Below are 18136 nucleotides of genomic sequence, written 5' to 3' on the forward strand. Positions count from 1 at the left end.
CGGTAAGGTCACGCTCGTGATCGAACACACGGGCAGCGGCGACCCCGCACGGACGCTGGCGTTGCTGTGGCGCACCCAGGAGCGCACGAGCCGCAAGGGCAAGCCGGACCTGAGCGTGGACCGGATCGTGCAGGCCGGCATCGCGCTGGCCGACGCCGACGGGCTGAAGGCGCTGTCGATGCGGCGCGTGGCCGAGTCGCTCGGCGTGGGCACGATGTCGCTCTACACCTACGTGCCGGGCAAGGGCGAGCTGATCGACGTCATGGTCGACACCGTGCAGGCCGCGACCGGCCGCACGCCCGTCGACGGCTGGCGCGAGCACCTGGCGTACGTCGCGCGGGAGAACCTGGCGCTGTACCGGCGGCACCCGTGGTTGCTGCAGGTGGCGCCGTCGCGGACGGTGCTGGGACCGCAGGTGGCGGCGAAGTACGACTTCGAGCTGCGCGGCCTGGAGGGCGTCGGGCTCTCGGACGTGGAGATGGACTCGGTGCTCAACCTGGTGCTCGGGCACGTGCAGAACTCGGCGCGTGGGCTGACGGCGGCGGCCGTGACCGAGAAGGAGACGGGGCTGACCGACCAGCAGTGGTGGGACGCGGCGGCGCCGTTCCTGATGACGGTGTTCGACCCCGCCCGCTACCCGGTGGCCGCGAGGGTCGGGGGTGCTGTCGGTGAGGCGCACCAGAGCGCGTTCAGCCCGGAGCACTCGTTCGAGTTCGGGCTGGAGATGATCCTGGACGGTGTCGATCGGCTGATCGAGTCACGCCGGTCGTAACGGGCGAGTGACACCTCGCGCGGGATGCGTCGTTAATTCCCACGCGGTGTCCTCGGGGTGCCTACAGTTACGCCAGCCGATCAACTCGCCCGCTTGGGAGGCCCGCTCGTGGTGATCGACTCGCAGCCGCGGCAGGCGCTGGTGCGCCGGGTCACCGGTCTGGCGCGGTCGACACCGGGGCGGTTGAGCCTGATCGCGATCGTGCTGGTTCTGGCGAGCCTGGCCAGCGGGTCGCTCGCGACGTGGAGCGTGAACCGGCAGGAGCAGGCGCTGCAGGACCTGGCGACGCGGTCGGAGCCGCTCGCACACGCGGCGCAGGAGGTCTACCGGTCGTTGCAGGACGCCGACGCGACGGCGGCCAGCGCGTTCCTGTCCGGTGGCCTCGAGCCCGCCCGGCTGCGGGAACGCTACGAGGCGGACATCGCGCAGGCGCAGGCGGCGCTGTCGGTGGCCACGGCCTCCTCCCCCGACCTCACCGCCACGCTGGCCGCGCAGCTGCCGGTCTACACGGGCCTGATCGAGACGGCGCGCACGAACAACCGGCAGGGCTTCCCGGTGGGCGCGGCCTACCTGCGCGAGGCGTCGGGGTTGATGCGCACGCAGCTGCTGCCGGCGGCGCAGGAGCTGTACCGGGCGGAGACGGACCGGGTCGCGCGTGCCCAGGACGAGGCGGGCTTCCCGGTCGCCCCGGTGCTGGTGGCGCTGGCGTTCGTGATCGGGCTCGTGCTCACCCAGCGCTACCTGACCCGCAGGACGAACCGGCTGCTCAACATAGGCCTGCTGGTGGCGACGGGCGCGGCGGTGGTGTCGCTGCTGTGGGTGACGACGGTCTCGGTGCTGGTGATGCGGGACGTGGCGGACTCCCGCACCGCCTCGGCCAAGGTCGACGTGCTGGCGCAGGCGCGGATCGCGACACTGACGGCACGGGGCGACGAGACTCTGACGCTGGTCGCGCGTGGTGCGGGCCAGGCCTACGAGAAGAGCTTCGTCGAGGTCTCCGAACGGCTGGAGGGGCAGCTGGAGCAGGCGAAACGGCTGGAGAACACCGAGGCGGTGGACCAGGCGATGCGGCACTTCCGGCAGTGGCAGCAGGTGCACCAGCGCATCCGCGAGGCCGATGACGCGGGCCAGTACAACGACGCGGTGAACCTGATCGACAACCCGTACTTCGACTCGTTGGACTCCGACCTGGTGCGGGCGATCGGTGAGGCGCGGCAGGACTTCAGCGACGAGGTGGCGGTGGCGCGGGCGTCGCTGGCGGGCACGGTGGTCGGGGTGCTGGTGCTCGCGGTGATCAGCGCGGCGGGGTCGACGATGGGGTTGTGGCAGCGCCTCAAGGAGTACCGATGAGACGACTCGCCCTCGTGTCAGTGGCTTTGATCAGCGCGTGTTCGGCGGGCCCCGCGCCGAGTGAGATCGTGCCGCGCACCGCCGGGGCGCCACAGCCGGCAGGCGCGAGCACGGTGACCTCGGCGCCGAGCAGCACGACGGGCCCCGCGCCCTCGTGCGACGCGACGGCGAGCCTGCGTCCGGGCGCGTTGCCGCCGGCGGGTCAGATGCCGGTGGGGTCGACCATGGAGCGGATCCTCAAGCGCGGCCGGTTGATCGCCGGGGTGGACCAGAACTCGTACCTGATGGGGTTCCGCAACTCGTTCACCGGCGAACTCGAGGGCTTCGACGTCGACGTGGCGCGGCAGATCACCAAGGCCGTCTTCGGTGACGAGAAGAAGGTGCAGTTCAAGGTCGTCACGTCGGCCGAGCGGATCCCGATGTTGCAGCGCGGTGAGGTCGACCTGGTCGTGCGGACGATGACGATCACCTGCGACCGGCTCAAGGACGTCGAGTTCTCGTCGGTCTACTACCAGGCCGGGCAGCGGGTGCTGGTGCGCCGCAACTCCGGGATCGCCGGGGTGGACGGCCTCAAGGACAGGAAGGTGTGCGTCGCGGCCGGGTCCACGTCGCTCAACAACGTCGTGAGCAGGGTGAAGACGACGGTGAGCGTGCCGAACTGGACCGACTGCCTGGTGATGCTGCAGCAGGGGCAGACCGACGCGATCTCCACCGACGACACGATCCTGGCGGGTCTGGCGGCGCAGGACCCGTACACCGAGGTGGTCGGGTCGCGGTTCACCGAGGAGCCGTACGGGGTGGGCATCCCGAAGGGGCAGGAGGACCTGGTCCGGTTCGTGAACGGGGTGCTGGAGCGGATGCGCGCCGACGGGACGTGGGGCGCGATCTACCGGCGGTGGCTGAACACGCTGGGCCCGGCACCAGCACCGCCGGTCGCTCGTTATCGGGACTAGGGAGGGAGTCGCGAGATGAGTGAGGAGCTGGACCTGCCCGTCACGGGGCCCGCGACGTCACCGGGGACCGCACCCTGGTCGGTGTCGCAGGAGGTGCCGCGGTCGAGCTCGGCCCGCGCGCGCCGGGGCAGCGGGCGGTCGATGAGCCGCGGCCGGTTGGGGGCCGGCCTGGTCGAGGTGCCGCGGGTGCCGTACCGGGACCCGAAGACCGCGGTGCTGGCGAACCCCGAGGTTCCCGAGGCGAAGCGGTTCTGTTCGAAGTGCGGCAAGAAGGTCGGCAGGCAGAAGGACGGCAAGCCGGGCCGGGTGGAGGGGTTCTGCCCGCAGTGCGGTCACGCGTACTCGTTCACGCCGAAGCTCGAACCGGGTGAGGTGCTGCACGACCAGTACGAGGTCCTGGGGTGTCTGGCGCACGGCGGGCTGGGCTGGCTGTACCTGGCGCTGGACCACGCGGTCAGCGACCGGTGGGTCGTGCTCAAAGGCCTGCTCGACTCAGGTGACGCGGACGCGATGGCGGCGGCGCTGGCCGAACGCCGGTTCCTCGCCGAGGTCGAGCACCCGAACATCGTGAAGATCCACAACTTCATCCGGCACGCGGACCGCAAGACCGGCAACCTCGTCGACTACATCGTGATGGAGTACGTCGGCGGCGAGTCCATCAAGGACATGATCACGCACCGCCGCCGGGAGGGCCGCGGCGACGAGGCGTTGCCGCTGGCGCAGGCCATCGCGTACGTGCTGGAGATCCTGCCCGCGGTCGGCTACCTGCACGGTGTGGGGCTGCTGTACTGCGACTTCAAGCCGGACAACATGATCCACACCGAGGAGCAGCTCAAGCTGATCGACCTGGGCGCGGTGCGACGCATCGACGACCACCACTCCCCCATCTACGGCACGATCGGCTACCAGGCGCCGGAGATCGGCACGATCGGGCCGTCGATCTTCTCCGACATCTACACGATCGGGCGAGCTCTGGCGGTGATGAGCTTCCCGTTCGACTTCCGCGGCAAGTGCAAGGACCGGCTGCCCACGGTCGACGAGGAACCGCTGCTGGGGCGTTTCGAGTCGTTCCACCGGCTGCTGCTGCGCGCCACGAACCCGAACCCCGAGCTGCGGTTCTCCAGCGCGGAGGACATGGCCGACCAGCTCACGGGTGTGCTGCGCGAGGTGCTGGCGATCGAGGACGGCGTGCAGCGGCCGGGTCCGTCGCGGCAGTTCACGCCGGAACGCCGCCGGTTCGGCGTGGAGGGCGCGCTGGACCTGGGCGAGGTGGCGCTCGCGTTGCCGGCACCGAGCGTGAGCACCTCCGACGCGGCCGCGTCGTGGCTCGCGACGGCGACGACGTCGGATCCGGCGGGTCTGCGCAAGGCACCGGAGCTCACGGTCGAGGTGCGGCTGCGGATCGTGCGGGTGCTGATCGAGTCCGGAGACACCGAGACGGCGCTGCGGGAGCTGGAGGCGATCACGGCGCCGTCGATGTTCGACGAGCCGGAGCTCGACCCCGAGGACTGGCGCCCGGACTGGTACCGGGGTCTCGCCGCGCTGACGGACAGGCGGGCCGAGGACGCAGGGCGGTTCTTCGACGCGGTGTGCTCGGCGGTGCCGGGTGAGGCGGCGCCGAAGCTCGCGCTGGGCGTGTGCGCGGAGGCCACCGGCGATCTGGTGGCGGCCGCGGGCTGGTACGAGCTGGTGTGGCGCACGGACCACGCGTACGTGTCGGCGGCGTTCGGGCTGGCGCGGGTACTGCTGGCGTGCGGTGACCGCGGGCGAGCGGTCGAGGTGCTGCTGTCCGTTCCGGACACGTCTTCACAACATCTGGCGGCGCAGATCGCGGCGGTGCGCGCGCAGCTCGGGCACGGCGACGCCGACGACCTCGTCGCGGCCGGGGAACGGTTGCACGCCTTGGACATCGACGTTCATTCGCACACCCAGCTGTCGGCGGAACTGCTGGAGGCGGCGTACGACTACGTGACCCGCAATCAGGCCGCCGAGGGGAGGGTGCTGGACTGTGCACTCTCCGAACACGAGCTTCGGCTGGGTCTCGAGCGGCGCTACCGCACGCTGGCCCGGTTCGCGGCCACGCCGGAGGAACGGATCGCATTGGTGGACCGCGCGAACGCGGTAAGGCCTAGGACGTTGGTTTGATGGACACCCTGAAGTGCCCGGAGTGCTTCGCGCCCGTCGCGCCGGAAGACCGGTTCTGTGAGGCGTGCGGGCACAACCTGCTGGTCCGCCGCACGCCGCTGGGCGGGCCGACCGGTCCCGCGCAGGCGTCGTGCATCCTGTGCGGCTCGCCCGACATCGACGACGAGGACTACTGCACGCAGTGCGGCAGGCACCAACCCTCGGCGCGTGACCGGGTCGAGTACACGCTGGGTGCGGTGTCCGGGGTGAGCGACCGGGGCAAGCGGCGGGCTCGCAACGAGGACTCGATGGCGTTCGGGCACGTCGCGGGCAAGGGTGTCGCCGCCGTGGTGTGCGACGGGGTGGCGTCCTCGGAACGCGCGGAGCAGGCCTCGCAGGCCGCTGCCGACGCCGCGGTGGACGTGCTGCTCAACGCGCTGATCGACACCGCCGACCCGGAGCAGGCGATGATCGACGCCGTCGCGGCGTCGTGCTTCGCGGTGGAGCAGCTCGTGGAGAACGAGCCGCTCGAGGCCGGCGGGCGGGGTGTCGCGCCGTCGTGCACGTTCGTGTCGGTGCTGGTCACAGGAGACTCGGCGACCATCGGCTGGGTCGGTGACTCACGCGCGTACTGGCTCTCCGCGGAGGGTTCCAAGCAGCTCACCACGGACGACACCTGGGCGGCGCAACTGGTCGCGGAGGGCGTGCTGACCGAGGAGCAGGCGCGCACGGACCGTCGTGCGCACGTGCTGTCGCGGTGGATCGGCGCGGACGCCGGACGGGTGGAGCCGCAGGTCGCGACGCTGCAGCCGAGCTCGCCCGGGGTGTTCGTGCTGTGCTCGGACGGCCTGCACAACTACCGGCCGCAGCCCGAGGACCTGCAGCCGCTGCTGGGCTCGGGTCCCGAGGAGTTCGTGAAGGTCGCCCTGGATGCGGGTGGCCACGACAACATCACCGTGGTGCTGGTGCCGTTCACTCCTCAACCCGTAGAGTAACCGCGCCGCCGCTCTCCGTTATGTTGGAGGCGTACGGGATGGGCACTGGTAGGCGTTCGTTCTTGCTGGGAACGGCGGGCGGCATCGTCAACGGCATCACGGGGCGTGCGGCGGACGGGCGCGGGATCGAGTGGGATCCGGGAGTGGCGTCGTCGGGGCCGAACACGGACTGGCGGTGGCTTGAGCAGTGGATCCCGCACTCGACGTGGTTCCTGTCCGCGGTGGCCGCGGGATAGCGGCGGCGAGGTCGAGCAGCGTCATCGCGTCGTGGTCGGGGGTGCCGGGCGTGGCGAGGTAGACGATGAGGCGCTGGCCCTGGGCGCGGTTCAGGGTCAGTCCCTCGTGCGACAGCGTCATCGTGCCGACCTCGGGGTGGTGCATGGTCTTCTCGCCCTGGCCGATGGTGCGGACCTCGTAGCGTTCCCAGTGCCGGTTGAAGTCGGGGCTCTTGACGATCAGCTCGCCGACGAGCGCGGCGAGGTCGGGGGCGTCGGGGTCGGTGCCGGCGATCGCGCGGAGCTGGGCGACGCAGTCCTGTGCCTTCTGGTCCCAGTCGTTCCACAGCTCACGGGCGGCGGGGTGCAGGAAGGTGTAGCGGATGGTGTTGCGCTGCATTTCCGGCCAGTCCTCGATGCCGTGCAGCAGCCGCAGGCCGCCGGGGTTGGTGGCAAGAAGGTCGTTGGTGCGGCTCACGACGTAGGCGGGGTTGGGCCGCAACGTCTCCAGCAGCAGTTTCATCGTGGAACGGACGCGGCGTGAGGGCAGCGCGCGGGGTGCGGGTGCCTGGCGGGCGGCGGTGGCGGCGAGTTCGCGCAGGAAGTCGCGTTCCTCGCAGTTGAGGCGCAGTGCCGCGGCCAGCGCTTCGACGACGGCGGGGCTGGGACGGGTCTCCTTGCCGCGTTCGAGCCGCACGTAGTAGTCGATGCTCACGCCGGCCAGTGCCGCGACCTCTTCCCTGCGCAGGCCGGGGGTGCGGCGCGGGCCGGTTCTGGTGGGCAGCCCGACGTCGGCCGGGCTGATGCCGCCGCGGCGTGCTCGCAGGAACCTCCCGAACTCGGTCATGGTCGTCAGTCTGCCAGCGGGAGGCCACGGCTCCCTGGCCCTGTCACACCCCCTCTGGCGGGACCCGGAAGATCACGGTCTGCCCCGCCCGCGCGTTCGTGACCAGCCTTGCTCAGGTGATGACTCTCGCAGCACCCCAGCGGACGGCGGGACCGAAGCTGGTCCTGGCGACCGCGTTCCTGGGGATCTTCCTGCTCAACCTCGACTCGATGGCGATGACCGTCGCGCTGCCGCGCATCGGGCGCGAGTTCGGCGGCAGCACGGCGGCGCTGCAGTGGATCGTGGACGCCTACCTGTTGATGTTCGCGGCACTGCTGCTGTCCGCGGGCGCCCTGTCGGACCGCGTCGGGGCGAGCCGTGCGTTCGGTGCCGGTACCGCGGTCTTCACCTTCGCCTCGGTGGCGTGCGGGCTCGCGCCGGGGCTGGCCGAGCTGATCGGTGCCCGCCTGCTGCAGGGCGCCGCGGCGGCGGTGATGCTGCCGTCGTCGCTGGCCCTGGTGCGGCAGGCGTTCCCGGACGCCGCGGACCGGGCGCGGGCGATCGCGCTGTGGACGGTCGGCGGTGCGCTCGCGATCGCCTGCGGCCCGGTCGTCGGCGGGGTGCTGACGGGCACGCTGGGCTGGCGGGCGATCTTCCTGATCAACCTGCCGGTGGGTGTCGTGACGCTGTTCGTGCTGGCCCGCACGCCGCGGTCGCCGAGGCTGGTCCGGCCGCTGGACCCGTTGGGCCAGGTGACCGCGGTCGTGGCGCTGGCGGCGTTGACGTTCGGGGTGATCCACGGCGCGGACCCGGTGATGCTGGGGGTGGCCGCGGTGGCGGCGTTCGCGTTCGTGCTGGTCGAGGCACGGGTGGCGGCGCCGATGGTGCCGCTGGGCCTGTTCCGGTCGCGCACGGTGACGGTGTCGGTGGTGATCGGGTTCGTGGTCAACGCCGCGTTCTACGGGCTGGTGTTCGTGCTGAGCCTGTACTTCCACGACGTGCTGGGGCTCTCGGCGATGGCGGCGGGGCTGGTGTTCCTGCCGATGACGGCGGTGATCGCCGCGGCGAACCTGGTGTCGGCGCGGGTGGCGGCCAGGTTCGGGCCGCGGGTGCCGATCGCGGTGGGCCCGGTCGTGTGCGCGGCGGCGCTGGTCGGGTTGTTGTGGGTGGACGAGACGACGGCACGGCCGGTGATCGCCGCGCTGCTCGTCCCGATCGGGTTCGGCCTGGGCCTGGTGGTTCCGTCACTGACCGCGGTGCTGATGGGTGAGGTCGCCGCGGACCGGGCGGGCATGGCGGCCGGGGTGCTGAACTCGTTCCGGCAGACGGGCGGCGCGCTCGCGGTGGCCGTGTTCGGGGTCGTGGGCCTGCGCGCCGGGCTGGGTGTGGCGGTGGTGCTGCTGGTGGGCGCCACGGCCGCGGCGTTGCTGCTGCCGCGCCGATTCACCACTGACTGACCAAGCGTTGCGGACCCCTCATGATGGGCTGATGCGCAGGGCGATTTGGATCGCGGCGGTGGTGGTTGTCACCATCATCGCCGTGGTCTTCGCCTTTCAGCGCAAGCTGGTCTACTTCCCCTCCCCCGGTCCGCTGCCGTCCGCGGAGGAGGTTCTGCCCGGTGGGCGCGACGTGCGGCTGGTGACGGCGGACGGTCTGCTGCTGGACGGGTGGCACTTCGAGGTGCCGGACGCGCCCGCGACGGTGATCGTGTTCCCTGGCAACGGCGGCAACCGGGCCGGGCGGGCACCGTTGGCGCGCGCGTTGACCGAACGCGGGTTGTCGGTGCTGCTGTTCGACTACCGCGGTTACGGCGACAACCCCGGTAAGCCCACGGAGGAGGGCTTGACCTACGACGCGCGGGCGGCGCTGGATCTGATCGACGGCCCGGTGATCTACTTCGGTGAGTCGCTGGGCGCGGCGGTGGCGGTGGAGCTGGCGACCCATCGCCCGCCGGTCGGGATGGTGCTGCGGTCGCCGTTCACGTCGCTGGCGGCGGCCGGGTCGCACCACTACCCGTGGCTGCCGGTGAAGATGTTGTTGCAGGACAAGTACCCCGTGGTGGAACGGTTGTCCGGTGTGGACGTTCCCACGGTCGTGGTGCTGGGGACGTCGGACTCGGTGGTGCCGCCCGCGCAGAGCCGCGAGGTGGCGAGCGCGGCGCGGGCGAAGCTGGTCGAGGTCGCGGGCGCGGACCACAACGACGAGGTGCTGTGCTGCGGCCCGCAGGTGGTCGACGCGGTGCTGTCAGTGCGGTGAGATCTCGCCGGACCCGCGGCGCACGAGCGAGGCGGGTACGACGGCGTGCACGGGCGGTGAGGTGTCGCCGTCGATGCGGGCGAAGACGAGCTCGGCGGCCTTGCGGCCGATGCCGGGGACGTCCTGCCGCACGACGGTGATGCCGGGTTCGAGCATGTCGGCGAGCGGGAAGTCGTCGAACCCGATGAGCGCGACGCTGCGCTGCACGCCGCGGGCACGCAGCACGCGCATGGAGCCGACTGTGACGAGGTTCTGCGCGGTGAACAGCGCCGTGGGCGGCTTGGCGAGGTCGAGCAGCGCGGTGGTGGCGGCCTCGGCGAGGTCGGCGCCGTGCAGGTCGGTGCGCACGAGCTCCTCACGCAGGGTGAGACCGGCCTGGGCGAGGCCTTCGAGATAGCCGGTGTAGCGCTCCTGGCTGGTCCACAGGGTGCGGCGGTCGCCGAGGAACGCGATGTCGCGGTGGCCGAGCGCGGCGAGCTGCAGGACGGCTTCGCGGGAGCTGTCGCGGTTGGTGGTGGTGACGCAGTCGGTGCCGCCGAAGGTGGGTGGGCGGTCGACGAGCACCATCGGGGTGCCGCGTTCGCGTTCCTGCTGCAGGGCGTCCTGGTGGCCGCCGGCGGCCATGACGACGACGCCGTCGACGCGCCGGGCCGCGAGGGACCCGAGGAGTTCTCCCTGCAGGGCGCGGTCGTCCTCGCTGCTGCCGGCGAGCACGAGCACACCGCCCTGGCGGGCCCGGTCCTCGACGGCGCGCAGCAGGGCGGAGTCGAACGGGTTCGAGAGGTCCTCGAACAGCACGCCGATGGTGGCGCTGCGCTTGTCGGACCGGCGCAGGCCGCTGGCGGCGAGGTTGGGCCGGTAGCCGAGTGTGCGGGCGGCGGCACGGACGCGGTCGACCACTTCCTGGCCGGCGCCGGGCAGTCCGTTGATGACGCGCGAGACGGTCTTGGTGCTGACCTTCGCGAGTGCTGCGACGTCGCGCATCGTGGGTTCGCGTCTTGCTCCTGCTTGATCCATGTCCACCCACCCCGGGTAACGCTTGCGTAACACCCGCTTGTCGTGTCTTCTGCTGGAAAGCTAGCGTCAACGATGACGTAATGGAATCCCCGGTTTGTCCGCTCCTGGTTCGAACGGGCTGGCTCGGCCAGGGTTTCCCGCAGCACTCGGTTTGATTACCTGCGTAACCGCGCCCACTTCACCACCAGCTCCGAACCGCGGCCGGTTACGTCAACGTTGACGTAGGAGGAGTCATGTCGCGCAGAGCGTTCGGTCTGACGGCGGCGGCGTTGCTGACGCTGGCTGCGGCGGCTTGCGGGAACGGCGGGTCGTCGGGAGGCGGCGGCGCCACGCTGGTCGGCCTGGTGACCAAGACCGACACCAACCCGTTCTTCGTGAAGATGAAGGAGGGCGCGCAGAAGGCGGCGTCGTCCTCGGGTGTGACGGTGCAGTCGTTCGCGGGCAAGCAGGACGGCGACAACCAGACGCAGGTGGACGCGATCGAGAACCTGATCGCCTCGGGTGCCAAGGGCATCCTGATCACGCCGAACGACTCGAAGGCGATCGTGCCGTCGGTGGACAAGGCGCGCGCGGCGGGCCTGCTGGTGATCGCGCTGGACACGCAGCTGGAGCCGGCGACCGCGGCGGACGCGACGTTCGCGACCGACAACTACAAGGCGGGTCTGCTGATCGGGCAGTGGGCGAAGGCGAAGTTCGCCAAGGACGGCAAGCAGGCCAAGATCGCGCTGCTGGACCTCAACCCGAACCAGGTGTCGGTGGACGTGCAGCGCGACCAGGGGTTCCTGGAGGGCTTCGGCGTCGACGTGAAGGACAAGAACAAGATCGGTGACGAGTCGGATCCGCGGATCGTGGGCCACGACGTGACCGACGGCGCGCCCGAGGGCGGCCGCACGGCGATGGAGAACCTGCTGCAGAAGGACCCCGGCGTCAACCTGGTCTACACGATCAACGAGCCCGCGGCCGCCGGTGCGTACGAGGCGTTGAAGGCGGCGGGCAAGGAGAAGGACGTCGTGATCGTGTCGGTCGACGGCGGCTGCCCCGGCGTGAACAACGTCAAGGCGGGCGTGATCGGCGCGACGTCGCAGCAGTACCCGCTGAAGATGGCGCAGCTGGGTGTGGAGGCGGTGGCGAAGTTCGCCAAGGACGGCTCGAAGCCGCAGAACACCGACACGGGCGTCACGCTGATCACCGACCAGCCGGCCGACGGGGTGGAGTCGAAGGACTCGGCGTTCGGCCTGCAGAACTGCTGGGGCTGAGCCATGACGACAACGGCTACCCGGCCGCCGGCCCCGTTGCCGGAGCATCGCGACCGTTCAGTGCTCACGCGCCTTCAGCACCTGTTGCACGCGCAGGCCACGATCGGGCCCGCGGTGGTGCTGCTGGTGGCGGTGATCGTGTTCGCGCTGCTGTCGGAGCGGTTCCTGACGCCGGGCAACATCTCGTTGATCCTGCAGCAGGTCGCGGTGGTGGGGACGCTCGCGGTCGGGCAGACGATCGTGATCCTCACGGCGGGCATCGACCTGTCGTGCGGCGCGATCATGGTGCTGACGTCGATCGTGATGGCGAAGTTCGCGGCGGAAACGGGTCTGCCGGGGCTGCCCGCGTTGCTGCTGGGTTTCGTGGTGGGAACGCTGTGCGGGTTGGTCAACGGCCTGCTGGTGACGCGGTTGAAGCTGCCGCCGTTCATCGTCACGCTGGGCACGTTGAACGTGTTCTTCGCGTTGAACCTCTGGTACTCGGGCAGCGCCACGATCCGCGGCACGGACATGCCGTCGCTGCTGCTGTGGACCGGCCAGACGCTCAACATCGGCGGCACGCGCATCACCTACGGCTCGATCATGCTGGTGGTGCTGGTGGCGTTGACGGCGTTCGTGCTGAAGAACACCGCGTGGGGCCGGCACGTCTACGCCACCGGTGACGACGCCGAGGCTTCGCGCCTGTCCGGTATCCGCACCGCACGGGTGCTGCTGAGCGTGTACGCGGTCGCCGGGCTGGTGTACGCGCTGGCGGCGTGGACGTTGATCGGCCGGATCGCCTCGGCGTCCCCGCAGGCCGGGCAGCTGGACAACCTGGACTCCATCACCGCTGTGGTGATCGGCGGTACGTCGCTGTTCGGTGGCCGCGGCGCGATCGTGGGGTCGCTGCTGGGCGCGTTGATCGTCGGTGTGTTCCGCAACGGCCTGGCGCTGGCGGGCGTGGACGTGCTGTGGCAGACGATGGCCGTCGGTGTGCTGATCATCGTGGCGGTGTCGCTGGACCAGTGGATCAGGAAGGTCAAGCCATGACCACACCGGTGTTGCAGGCCACGGGTCTGGTGAAGCGCTACGGCAAGGTGACCGCTCTTGCGGGCGCGGACCTGGAGCTGATGCCGGGCGAGATCCTCGCGGTGATCGGCGACAACGGCGCGGGCAAGTCGTCGCTGATCAAGGCCCTGTCCGGCGCGGTCGTGCCGGACGAGGGCACGATCTTCGTCGACGGCTCCGAGGTGTCGTTCTCGACGCCGCTCGACGCCCGCCGCGCCGGCATCGAGACGGTGCACCAGTCGCTGGCGGTGTCGCCGTCGCTGGACATCGCGGCGAACCTGTTCCTGGGCCGCGAACGCCGCCGTCCGGGCGTGCTGGGTTCGGTGTTCCGCATGCTCGACCGCGCGGGCATGCGGGAGGAGGCGCGCCGCCAGCTCGACGCGCTGGGGATCATGACGATCCAGAACCCGGGCCAGGCGGTCGAGACGTTGTCCGGTGGCCAGCGCCAGGCCGTGGCGGTGGCACGCGCGGCGGCGTTCGGCAGCCGTGTGGTGATCATGGACGAGCCGACCGCCGCCCTGGGCGTGCGGGAGTCACGGGCCGTGCTGGACCTGATCCTGCAGGTGCGGGACCGGGGCCTGCCGGTGATCCTCATCAGCCACAACATGCCACACGTGTTCGAGGTGGCCGACCGTATCCACATCCAGCGCCTGGGACGCCGCAAGGCCGTGGTGGACCCGAAGTCGGTGACGATGTCGGACGCGGTGGCGATCATGACCGGCGCGATGGAACCGCCGGAAGCCGCCTAGCTCGTCGCGCCACCGGCCGTCCTCGTTCCGGCGAGTGACGGCCGGTGGCGGTGCCGGGCTCAGCGGTGCCAGTGCTTTCCGTCCACCGGGCAGACTCTGCCGGTGCCGTCGCACGTGGTGCAGTCGCCGAAGGTGAACTGGATGCTTCCCCGTCCTTTGCACGTGCCGCACTCGACCGTTCTCCGGTGGCAGCGCGTGCATTCCGCAGCTGTGCCGCTCATGTGCACCTCTCTCTCGGTCTCATCAGGGATGTCGCAGCCCTCATGTCGACCGTTGGCGCACAGGTGTTTCGTGGCCTGTTCTTCTGGACATTTTTCTGGACACCGCTGACGGCGGTCAGCGGGCGATCTCGCGGATGACCGACTCCAGCGGCGCGATGAGGTGACGCGACCGCATCAGCTCGCCCGACACCTCCACGGTGTCGGCGTCCACCCGCCGCCACACCTGGCCTTCCGCCGCGATCTGGACGAGATGCAGGTGGAAGACGGGCTCGTGACCCAGTTCCCGGGTCAGGTCACCCACCACCTCCCGCAGCGCCTCGTTCACCACCGCTCTGGCCTCGTCGGCCTGACGCACCGCCTCGGGTGAGGTCGGGTTCAGCCCGTCGGTCGTGCCGGTGCTCGTGACCACCCACGTGGAATCCCCAGGTACGTCCATGTTCCACGGTAGCCCGCCCTACAAGGGCACAGCGTCCAGCGCCTTGTAGATGCGCTTGTCGCTGACCGTGTAGCGGGTCCCGATGGTCTGCGCGAAGTACGACAGCCGCAGTTCCTCGATCATCCACCGGATCTCGTCGAGCTCCGGCGCGGGTTCGTCGGCCGGCGTCTGCGCCCGCAGCTCCCGGTACTCGGCGTGCACCTGATGGACCTTCTCGGTCCACTCCAGGTCGCGCCGCGGGTTCTCCGGCAGCTTCTCGACGCGCCGCGCGATGCCCTTGAGGTACCGCACGAGGTCGGGCAACCGGTCGTACCCGGTCTTCGTCACGAATCCCTTGTACACCAACGAGTTCAGGTGGGCACGGATGTCGGCGACCGAGTCCGGCGCGCCCTTGAGGCCGTTGAGCTTGAGCTCGGCTTCGTGCGCGGCTTCCAGGACCTTGCGGACCTCCTGGACGACGACCCAGGTGGTGTCGTTGAGCGCCGCCTGGACCTTCTTCAGTTGCGCCGCATAGGACTTGGCGTCCCACGCGGGTTCGCCCATGAGCCGGTCGACGGCGGCCGTGATGCAGTCCGACAGCAGCGCCGCGACCCCGCCGTGCGGGTTGCGGGTCAGGGCGAGCTTGGCGGCGTTGTCGAGGTGGCGCTGCAGGTGCTTGACGGGCGAGTTGATGCCGAGCAGCAGAAGCCTGCGCACGCCGCGGCGGTGGGCGTAGGCCTGGCGGCCGGGGGTGTCGAGGACCTTGACGGCGACGGCGTTGCCCTGGTCGACGAGTGAGGGGTAGGCGGTGACGGTGATGCCGGACTGCCGTTGCTCGATCGTCTTCGGGAGGCTGTCGAAGTCCCACGTCGTCAGCCCGGTTCGTTCCAGGTGGCCGGCGGCCTGGCTCAGCGACTCCCGGACCTCGTCACGCAGTTTCTCCTTCAGCGCGGCGATGTCCTTGCCCTCGGCGAGGGTGCGGTTGTCCTCGTCGACGACCTGGAACGTGAGCTTGAGGTGGTCCGGGACGGCGTCGAACTGCCAGTCCTCGCGGTGCACGGTGACACCGGTGAGTGCCTTGAGCTCGCGTTCGATCCCGTAGAGCAGGCTGGTTTCCTCGGGCTTGATGCGCGCGAGGACGGCGGTGGCGACGTCGGGCACGGGCACGAAGTTGCGGCGGATCTGCTTGGGCAGTGACCGGATGAGCGCGACGACGAGGTCGTGGCGCAGGCCGGGGATCTGCCAGGAGAACGCGTCGTCGTCGAGCGTGGTGAGCGCGGGCAGCGGCAGCTGGACGGTCACACCGTCGTTCTTGGTGCCCGGTTCGAAGTGGTAGCTCAGCGGCAACGTGAGCTCGCCCTGGCGCCACTGGTCGGGGTAGGCGTCGGGGCTGACGTCGGCGCGGTCGTTGACCAGCATGTCCTTGGTGAAGGTGAGCTGGTTCTTGTCCTTCTGCTTCTTCCACCACGAGTCGAAGTGCCGCGCGGACACGACCTCGGGGGCGACGCGCTGGTCGTAGAACTCGAACAGCGTCTCCTCGTCGACGACGATGTCGCGCCGCCGTGCCCTGTTCTCGAGCTCCTCGACCTCCTCGAGCAGGGCGCGGTTGGTGTGGAAGAACTTGTGGTGGGTGGTCCACTCCCCCTGCACGAGGGCGTGGCGGATGAACAGCTCGCGTGACAGTTCGGGGTCGATGCGGCCGTAGTTGACCTTGCGGCCGGCGACGATCGGCACGCCGTAGAGCGTCACCTTCTCCAGGGCGACGACGCTGCCGCGTTTGCTCTCCCAGTGCGGCTCGGAGTACTGGCGTTTGACGACGTGTTCGCCGAGCCGTTCCGCCCATTCGGGTTCGATCTTGGCGACGATGCGGCCCCACAGGCGGCTGGTCTCGACGAGCTCGGCGGCCATGACCCACTGCGGGGGTTTCTTCGCCAGCGCGGAGCCGGGGAAGATCGCGAACTTCGCGTTGCGGGCGCCGAGGAACTCCGTCATCGGACGGCGTTTCTCGCCTGGCGCCTGCTTCTTGAGGACGTCCTTGACACCGATGTGGCTGAGCAGACCGGACAGCAGTGCGATGTGGATGTTGCGGGGGTCGCCGGGCTGGTCGTCGAGGTGCATGCCGAGCTGCTTGGCGACCTGGCGCAGCTGCAGGTAGATGTCCTGCCATTCGCGCACGCGCAGGTAGTTGAGGAACTCGTTCTTGCACAGCTTGCGGAACTGGTTGCCGCTGAGCGCTTTCTGCTGTTCCTTGAGGTACTGCCAGAGGTTGAGGAACGTGACGAAGTCCGATTCCTTGTCGACGAACCTCGCGTGCTGCTGGGTGGCGGCCTCCTGGTGGTCGGCGGGCCGTTCGCGCGGGTCCTGAATGGACAGCGCCGCCGCGATGATCATGACTTCTTTGAGGCAGCCGGTGGTGTCGGCTTCCAGGACCATGCGGCCCAGGCGGGGGTCGACGGGCAGCTGGGCGAGCTTGCGGCCGGTCGGAGTCAGCTTCTTCTCGGCGGCGTTGATGGCGCCGAGCTCCTGCAGCAGGCCGATGCCGTCGTTGATGTTGCGCGAGTCGGGCGGGTCGATGAACGGGAACTTCGCGACGTCACCGAGCCCGATGGCGGTCATCTGCAGGATGACGCTGGCGAGGTTGGTGCGCAGGATCTCCGCGTCGGTGAACTCGGGGCGTGCCTCGAAGTCCTCTTCGGAGTACAGGCGGATGCAGATGCCTTCGCTGACGCGGCCGCAGCGGCCCTTGCGCTGGTTGGCGCTCGCCTGGCTGATCGGTTCGATCGGGAGGCGCTGGACCTTGAGGCGGTGGCTGTAGCGGGAGATGCGGGCGTTGCCGGGGTCGATGACGTACTTGATGCCCGGCACGGTGAGGCTGGTCTCGGCGACGTTGGTCGCCAGGACGATCCTCCTGCCCGAATGCCGTTGGAAGACGCGGTGCTGCTCGCCGACGGACAGTCGTGCGTAGAGCGGGAGGATCTCGGTGTTCTTCAGGTCCTCTTGCTTGAGGGCGTCGGCGGTGTCGCGGATCTCGCGTTCGCCGGACAGGAAGACCAGGACGTCGCCGGGGCCTTCCGCCTGCAGTTCGTGGACGGCGTTGATGATGCCCTGGGTCTGGTCGTCGTCCTCCTCCAGCGGCCGGTAGCGGGTCTCGACGGGGTAGGTGCGGCCGGAGACCTCGATGATCGGGGCGTCGCCGAAGTGCTGGCTGAAGCGCTGCGGGTCGATCGTGGCGGAGGTGATGACGATCTTGAGGTCGGGGCGGCGCGGCAGGAGCTGCTTGAGGTAGCCGAGCAGGAAGTCGACGTTGAGGCTGCGTTCGTGGGCCTCGTCGATGATGATCGTGTCGTAGCGGCTCAGCGTCCTGTCGGTCTGGATCTCCGCGAGCAGGATGCCGTCGGTCATGAGCTTGACGAGGGTGTCGTCGCCGGACTGGTCGGTGAAGCGGACCTTGTAGCCGACGGCGTCACCGAGCTTGGTGTCGAGCTCCTCGGCGACGCGTTCGGCGACGGTGCGGGCGGCGATCCTGCGCGGCTGGGTGTGGCCGATCTGGCCGGTGATGCCGCGGCCGAGCTCCAGGCAGATCTTGGGCAGCTGGGTGGTCTTGCCGGAGCCCGTTTCGCCGGCGACGATCACGACCTGGTGGTTCGCGATGAGCTCTTTGATGTCGTCCTTGTGCTGGCTGACCGGGAGCTCTTGCGGATAGGTGATCTTGGGAACGGACTCCCTGCGCAGTGCGACGGCGAGCGCGGCCTCGTCGATCTGGGCGGCGATCTCCTCGGTGATCTTGCGGCGCGCCAGGGGGTCTTTGACCTTGCGTACGCCGTCGAGGCGCCTGGCGAGCCGGCGTTGATCACGCGGCATGAGCTCGGGCAGGCGTTTGTGCAGTTCAGCGAGCGGGGTGTCCATTTGCGCTCAAGGATAGTCAGGGTGCCCGGTCCGG

At 69.9% G+C, this 18136-nt stretch carries 14 protein-coding genes; 10 read left to right on the forward strand and 4 right to left on the reverse strand.

Going from position 1 to position 18136, the window contains the following annotated elements; genetic code table 11:
- The first annotated feature begins 16 nt into the window (after positions 1-16).
- The 5 genes from ACFOWZ_RS44155 to ACFOWZ_RS44175 all read left to right on the forward strand — a co-directional run bounded on the left by ACFOWZ_RS44155 (position 17) and on the right by ACFOWZ_RS44175 (position 6194).
- Positions 17-772 (forward strand): TetR/AcrR family transcriptional regulator, encoded by a 756-nt coding sequence (locus ACFOWZ_RS44155; RefSeq protein ID WP_382380075.1) that lies wholly within the window; start codon positions 17-19, stop codon positions 770-772.
- Positions 773-880: 108 nt separating this feature from the next.
- Positions 881-2122 (forward strand): hypothetical protein, encoded by a 1242-nt coding sequence (locus ACFOWZ_RS44160; protein ID WP_382380077.1) that lies wholly within the window; start codon positions 881-883, stop codon positions 2120-2122.
- Entirely contained in the window at positions 2119-3075 is a 957-nt protein-coding gene (locus ACFOWZ_RS44165) for a glutamate ABC transporter substrate-binding protein (RefSeq protein ID WP_382380079.1), read from the forward strand. Before ACFOWZ_RS44160 ends, ACFOWZ_RS44165 begins: the two co-directional genes overlap by 4 nt.
- Positions 3076-3090: 15 nt before the next feature.
- The gene (locus ACFOWZ_RS44170; RefSeq protein ID WP_382380081.1) at positions 3091-5220 is read left to right on the forward strand and encodes a serine/threonine-protein kinase; all 2130 of its coding nucleotides are present in this window, start codon (positions 3091-3093) and stop codon (positions 5218-5220) included.
- Positions 5220-6194, forward strand: a complete 975-nt coding sequence (locus tag ACFOWZ_RS44175; RefSeq protein ID WP_382380083.1) for a PP2C family serine/threonine-protein phosphatase — start codon at positions 5220-5222, stop codon at positions 6192-6194. The genes ACFOWZ_RS44170 and ACFOWZ_RS44175 overlap by 1 nt, the downstream gene beginning before the upstream one ends.
- Positions 6195-6290: 96 nt before the next feature.
- Here the strand turns inward: ACFOWZ_RS44175 and ACFOWZ_RS44180 are convergent, their stop codons facing one another.
- Complete coding sequence (locus ACFOWZ_RS44180; protein ID WP_382380085.1) at positions 6291-7256, reverse strand: helix-turn-helix transcriptional regulator; 966 nt, start codon at positions 7254-7256, stop codon at positions 6291-6293.
- A 119-nt stretch (positions 7257-7375) separates the two neighbouring features.
- Between ACFOWZ_RS44180 and ACFOWZ_RS44185 the strand changes: the two genes are divergently transcribed.
- Complete coding sequence (locus ACFOWZ_RS44185) at positions 7376-8692, forward strand: MFS transporter (RefSeq protein WP_382380210.1); 1317 nt, start codon at positions 7376-7378, stop codon at positions 8690-8692.
- A gap of 31 nt (positions 8693-8723) precedes the next feature.
- Positions 8724-9491 (forward strand): alpha/beta hydrolase, encoded by a 768-nt coding sequence (locus ACFOWZ_RS44190; RefSeq protein ID WP_382380087.1) that lies wholly within the window; start codon positions 8724-8726, stop codon positions 9489-9491.
- Here ACFOWZ_RS44190 and ACFOWZ_RS44195 read toward each other — a convergent pair.
- A complete protein-coding gene (locus tag ACFOWZ_RS44195; RefSeq protein ID WP_382380089.1) occupies positions 9480-10508 on the reverse strand; it encodes a LacI family DNA-binding transcriptional regulator in 1029 nt (342 codons plus the stop codon). The genes ACFOWZ_RS44190 and ACFOWZ_RS44195 overlap by 12 nt on opposite strands.
- Positions 10509-10741: 233 nt before the next feature.
- Here ACFOWZ_RS44195 and ACFOWZ_RS44200 point away from each other — a divergent pair, with 233 nt between their 5' ends.
- From ACFOWZ_RS44200 to ACFOWZ_RS44210, 3 genes are read left to right on the forward strand one after another with little or no spacing between them, the layout of a single operon-like run.
- Positions 10742-11764, forward strand: coding sequence for a sugar ABC transporter substrate-binding protein (locus ACFOWZ_RS44200; protein ID WP_382380091.1), 1023 nt, complete (start codon positions 10742-10744; stop codon positions 11762-11764).
- Between the two features lie 60 nt (positions 11765-11824).
- Positions 11825-12793: an ABC transporter permease gene (locus tag ACFOWZ_RS44205; protein ID WP_382380093.1), complete on the forward strand. Its 969-nt coding sequence runs from the start codon at positions 11825-11827 to the stop codon at positions 12791-12793.
- Positions 12790-13560 carry an ATP-binding cassette domain-containing protein gene (locus tag ACFOWZ_RS44210; protein WP_382380095.1) on the forward strand — a complete coding sequence of 257 codons (771 nt, stop codon included), beginning with the start codon at positions 12790-12792 and terminating at the stop codon, positions 13558-13560. The genes ACFOWZ_RS44205 and ACFOWZ_RS44210 overlap by 4 nt, the downstream gene beginning before the upstream one ends.
- Before the next feature lie 336 nt (positions 13561-13896).
- On the opposite strand, the gene ACFOWZ_RS44215 is transcribed toward ACFOWZ_RS44210, so the two are convergent.
- The gene (locus tag ACFOWZ_RS44215) at positions 13897-14217 is read right to left on the reverse strand and encodes a hypothetical protein (RefSeq protein ID WP_382380097.1); all 321 of its coding nucleotides are present in this window, start codon (positions 14215-14217) and stop codon (positions 13897-13899) included.
- A gap of 18 nt (positions 14218-14235) precedes the next feature.
- Positions 14236-18102: an ATP-dependent RNA helicase HrpA gene (gene hrpA / locus ACFOWZ_RS44220; protein ID WP_382380099.1), complete on the reverse strand. Its 3867-nt coding sequence runs from the start codon at positions 18100-18102 to the stop codon at positions 14236-14238.
- Between the last annotated feature and the right edge of the window lie 34 nt (positions 18103-18136).

It is taken from the genome of Lentzea rhizosphaerae, assembly GCF_042649515.1.
Classification (GTDB): Bacteria; Actinomycetota; Actinomycetes; order Mycobacteriales; family Pseudonocardiaceae; genus Lentzea; species Lentzea aerocolonigenes.

Excerpts from the sequence above, each read along its gene's own strand:
- ACFOWZ_RS44165 (WP_382380079.1), top strand. The coding sequence starts at position 2,119 with ATGAGACGACTCGCCCTCGTGTCAGTGGCTTTGATCAGCGCGTGTTCG.
- ACFOWZ_RS44170 (WP_382380081.1), top strand. The coding sequence starts at position 3,091 with ATGAGTGAGGAGCTGGACCTGCCCGTCACGGGGCCCGCGACGTCACCG.
- ACFOWZ_RS44175 (WP_382380083.1), top strand. The coding sequence starts at position 5,220 with ATGGACACCCTGAAGTGCCCGGAGTGCTTCGCGCCCGTCGCGCCGGAA.
- ACFOWZ_RS44180 (WP_382380085.1), bottom strand. The coding sequence starts at position 7,256 with ATGACCGAGTTCGGGAGGTTCCTGCGAGCACGCCGCGGCGGCATCAGC.
- ACFOWZ_RS44185 (WP_382380210.1), top strand. The coding sequence starts at position 7,376 with ATGACTCTCGCAGCACCCCAGCGGACGGCGGGACCGAAGCTGGTCCTG.
- ACFOWZ_RS44190 (WP_382380087.1), top strand. The coding sequence starts at position 8,724 with ATGCGCAGGGCGATTTGGATCGCGGCGGTGGTGGTTGTCACCATCATC.
- ACFOWZ_RS44195 (WP_382380089.1), bottom strand. The coding sequence starts at position 10,508 with ATGGATCAAGCAGGAGCAAGACGCGAACCCACGATGCGCGACGTCGCA.
- ACFOWZ_RS44200 (WP_382380091.1), top strand. The coding sequence starts at position 10,742 with ATGTCGCGCAGAGCGTTCGGTCTGACGGCGGCGGCGTTGCTGACGCTG.
- ACFOWZ_RS44210 (WP_382380095.1), top strand. The coding sequence starts at position 12,790 with ATGACCACACCGGTGTTGCAGGCCACGGGTCTGGTGAAGCGCTACGGC.
- ACFOWZ_RS44215 (WP_382380097.1), bottom strand. The coding sequence starts at position 14,217 with ATGGACGTACCTGGGGATTCCACGTGGGTGGTCACGAGCACCGGCACG.
- hrpA (WP_382380099.1), bottom strand. The coding sequence starts at position 18,102 with ATGGACACCCCGCTCGCTGAACTGCACAAACGCCTGCCCGAGCTCATG.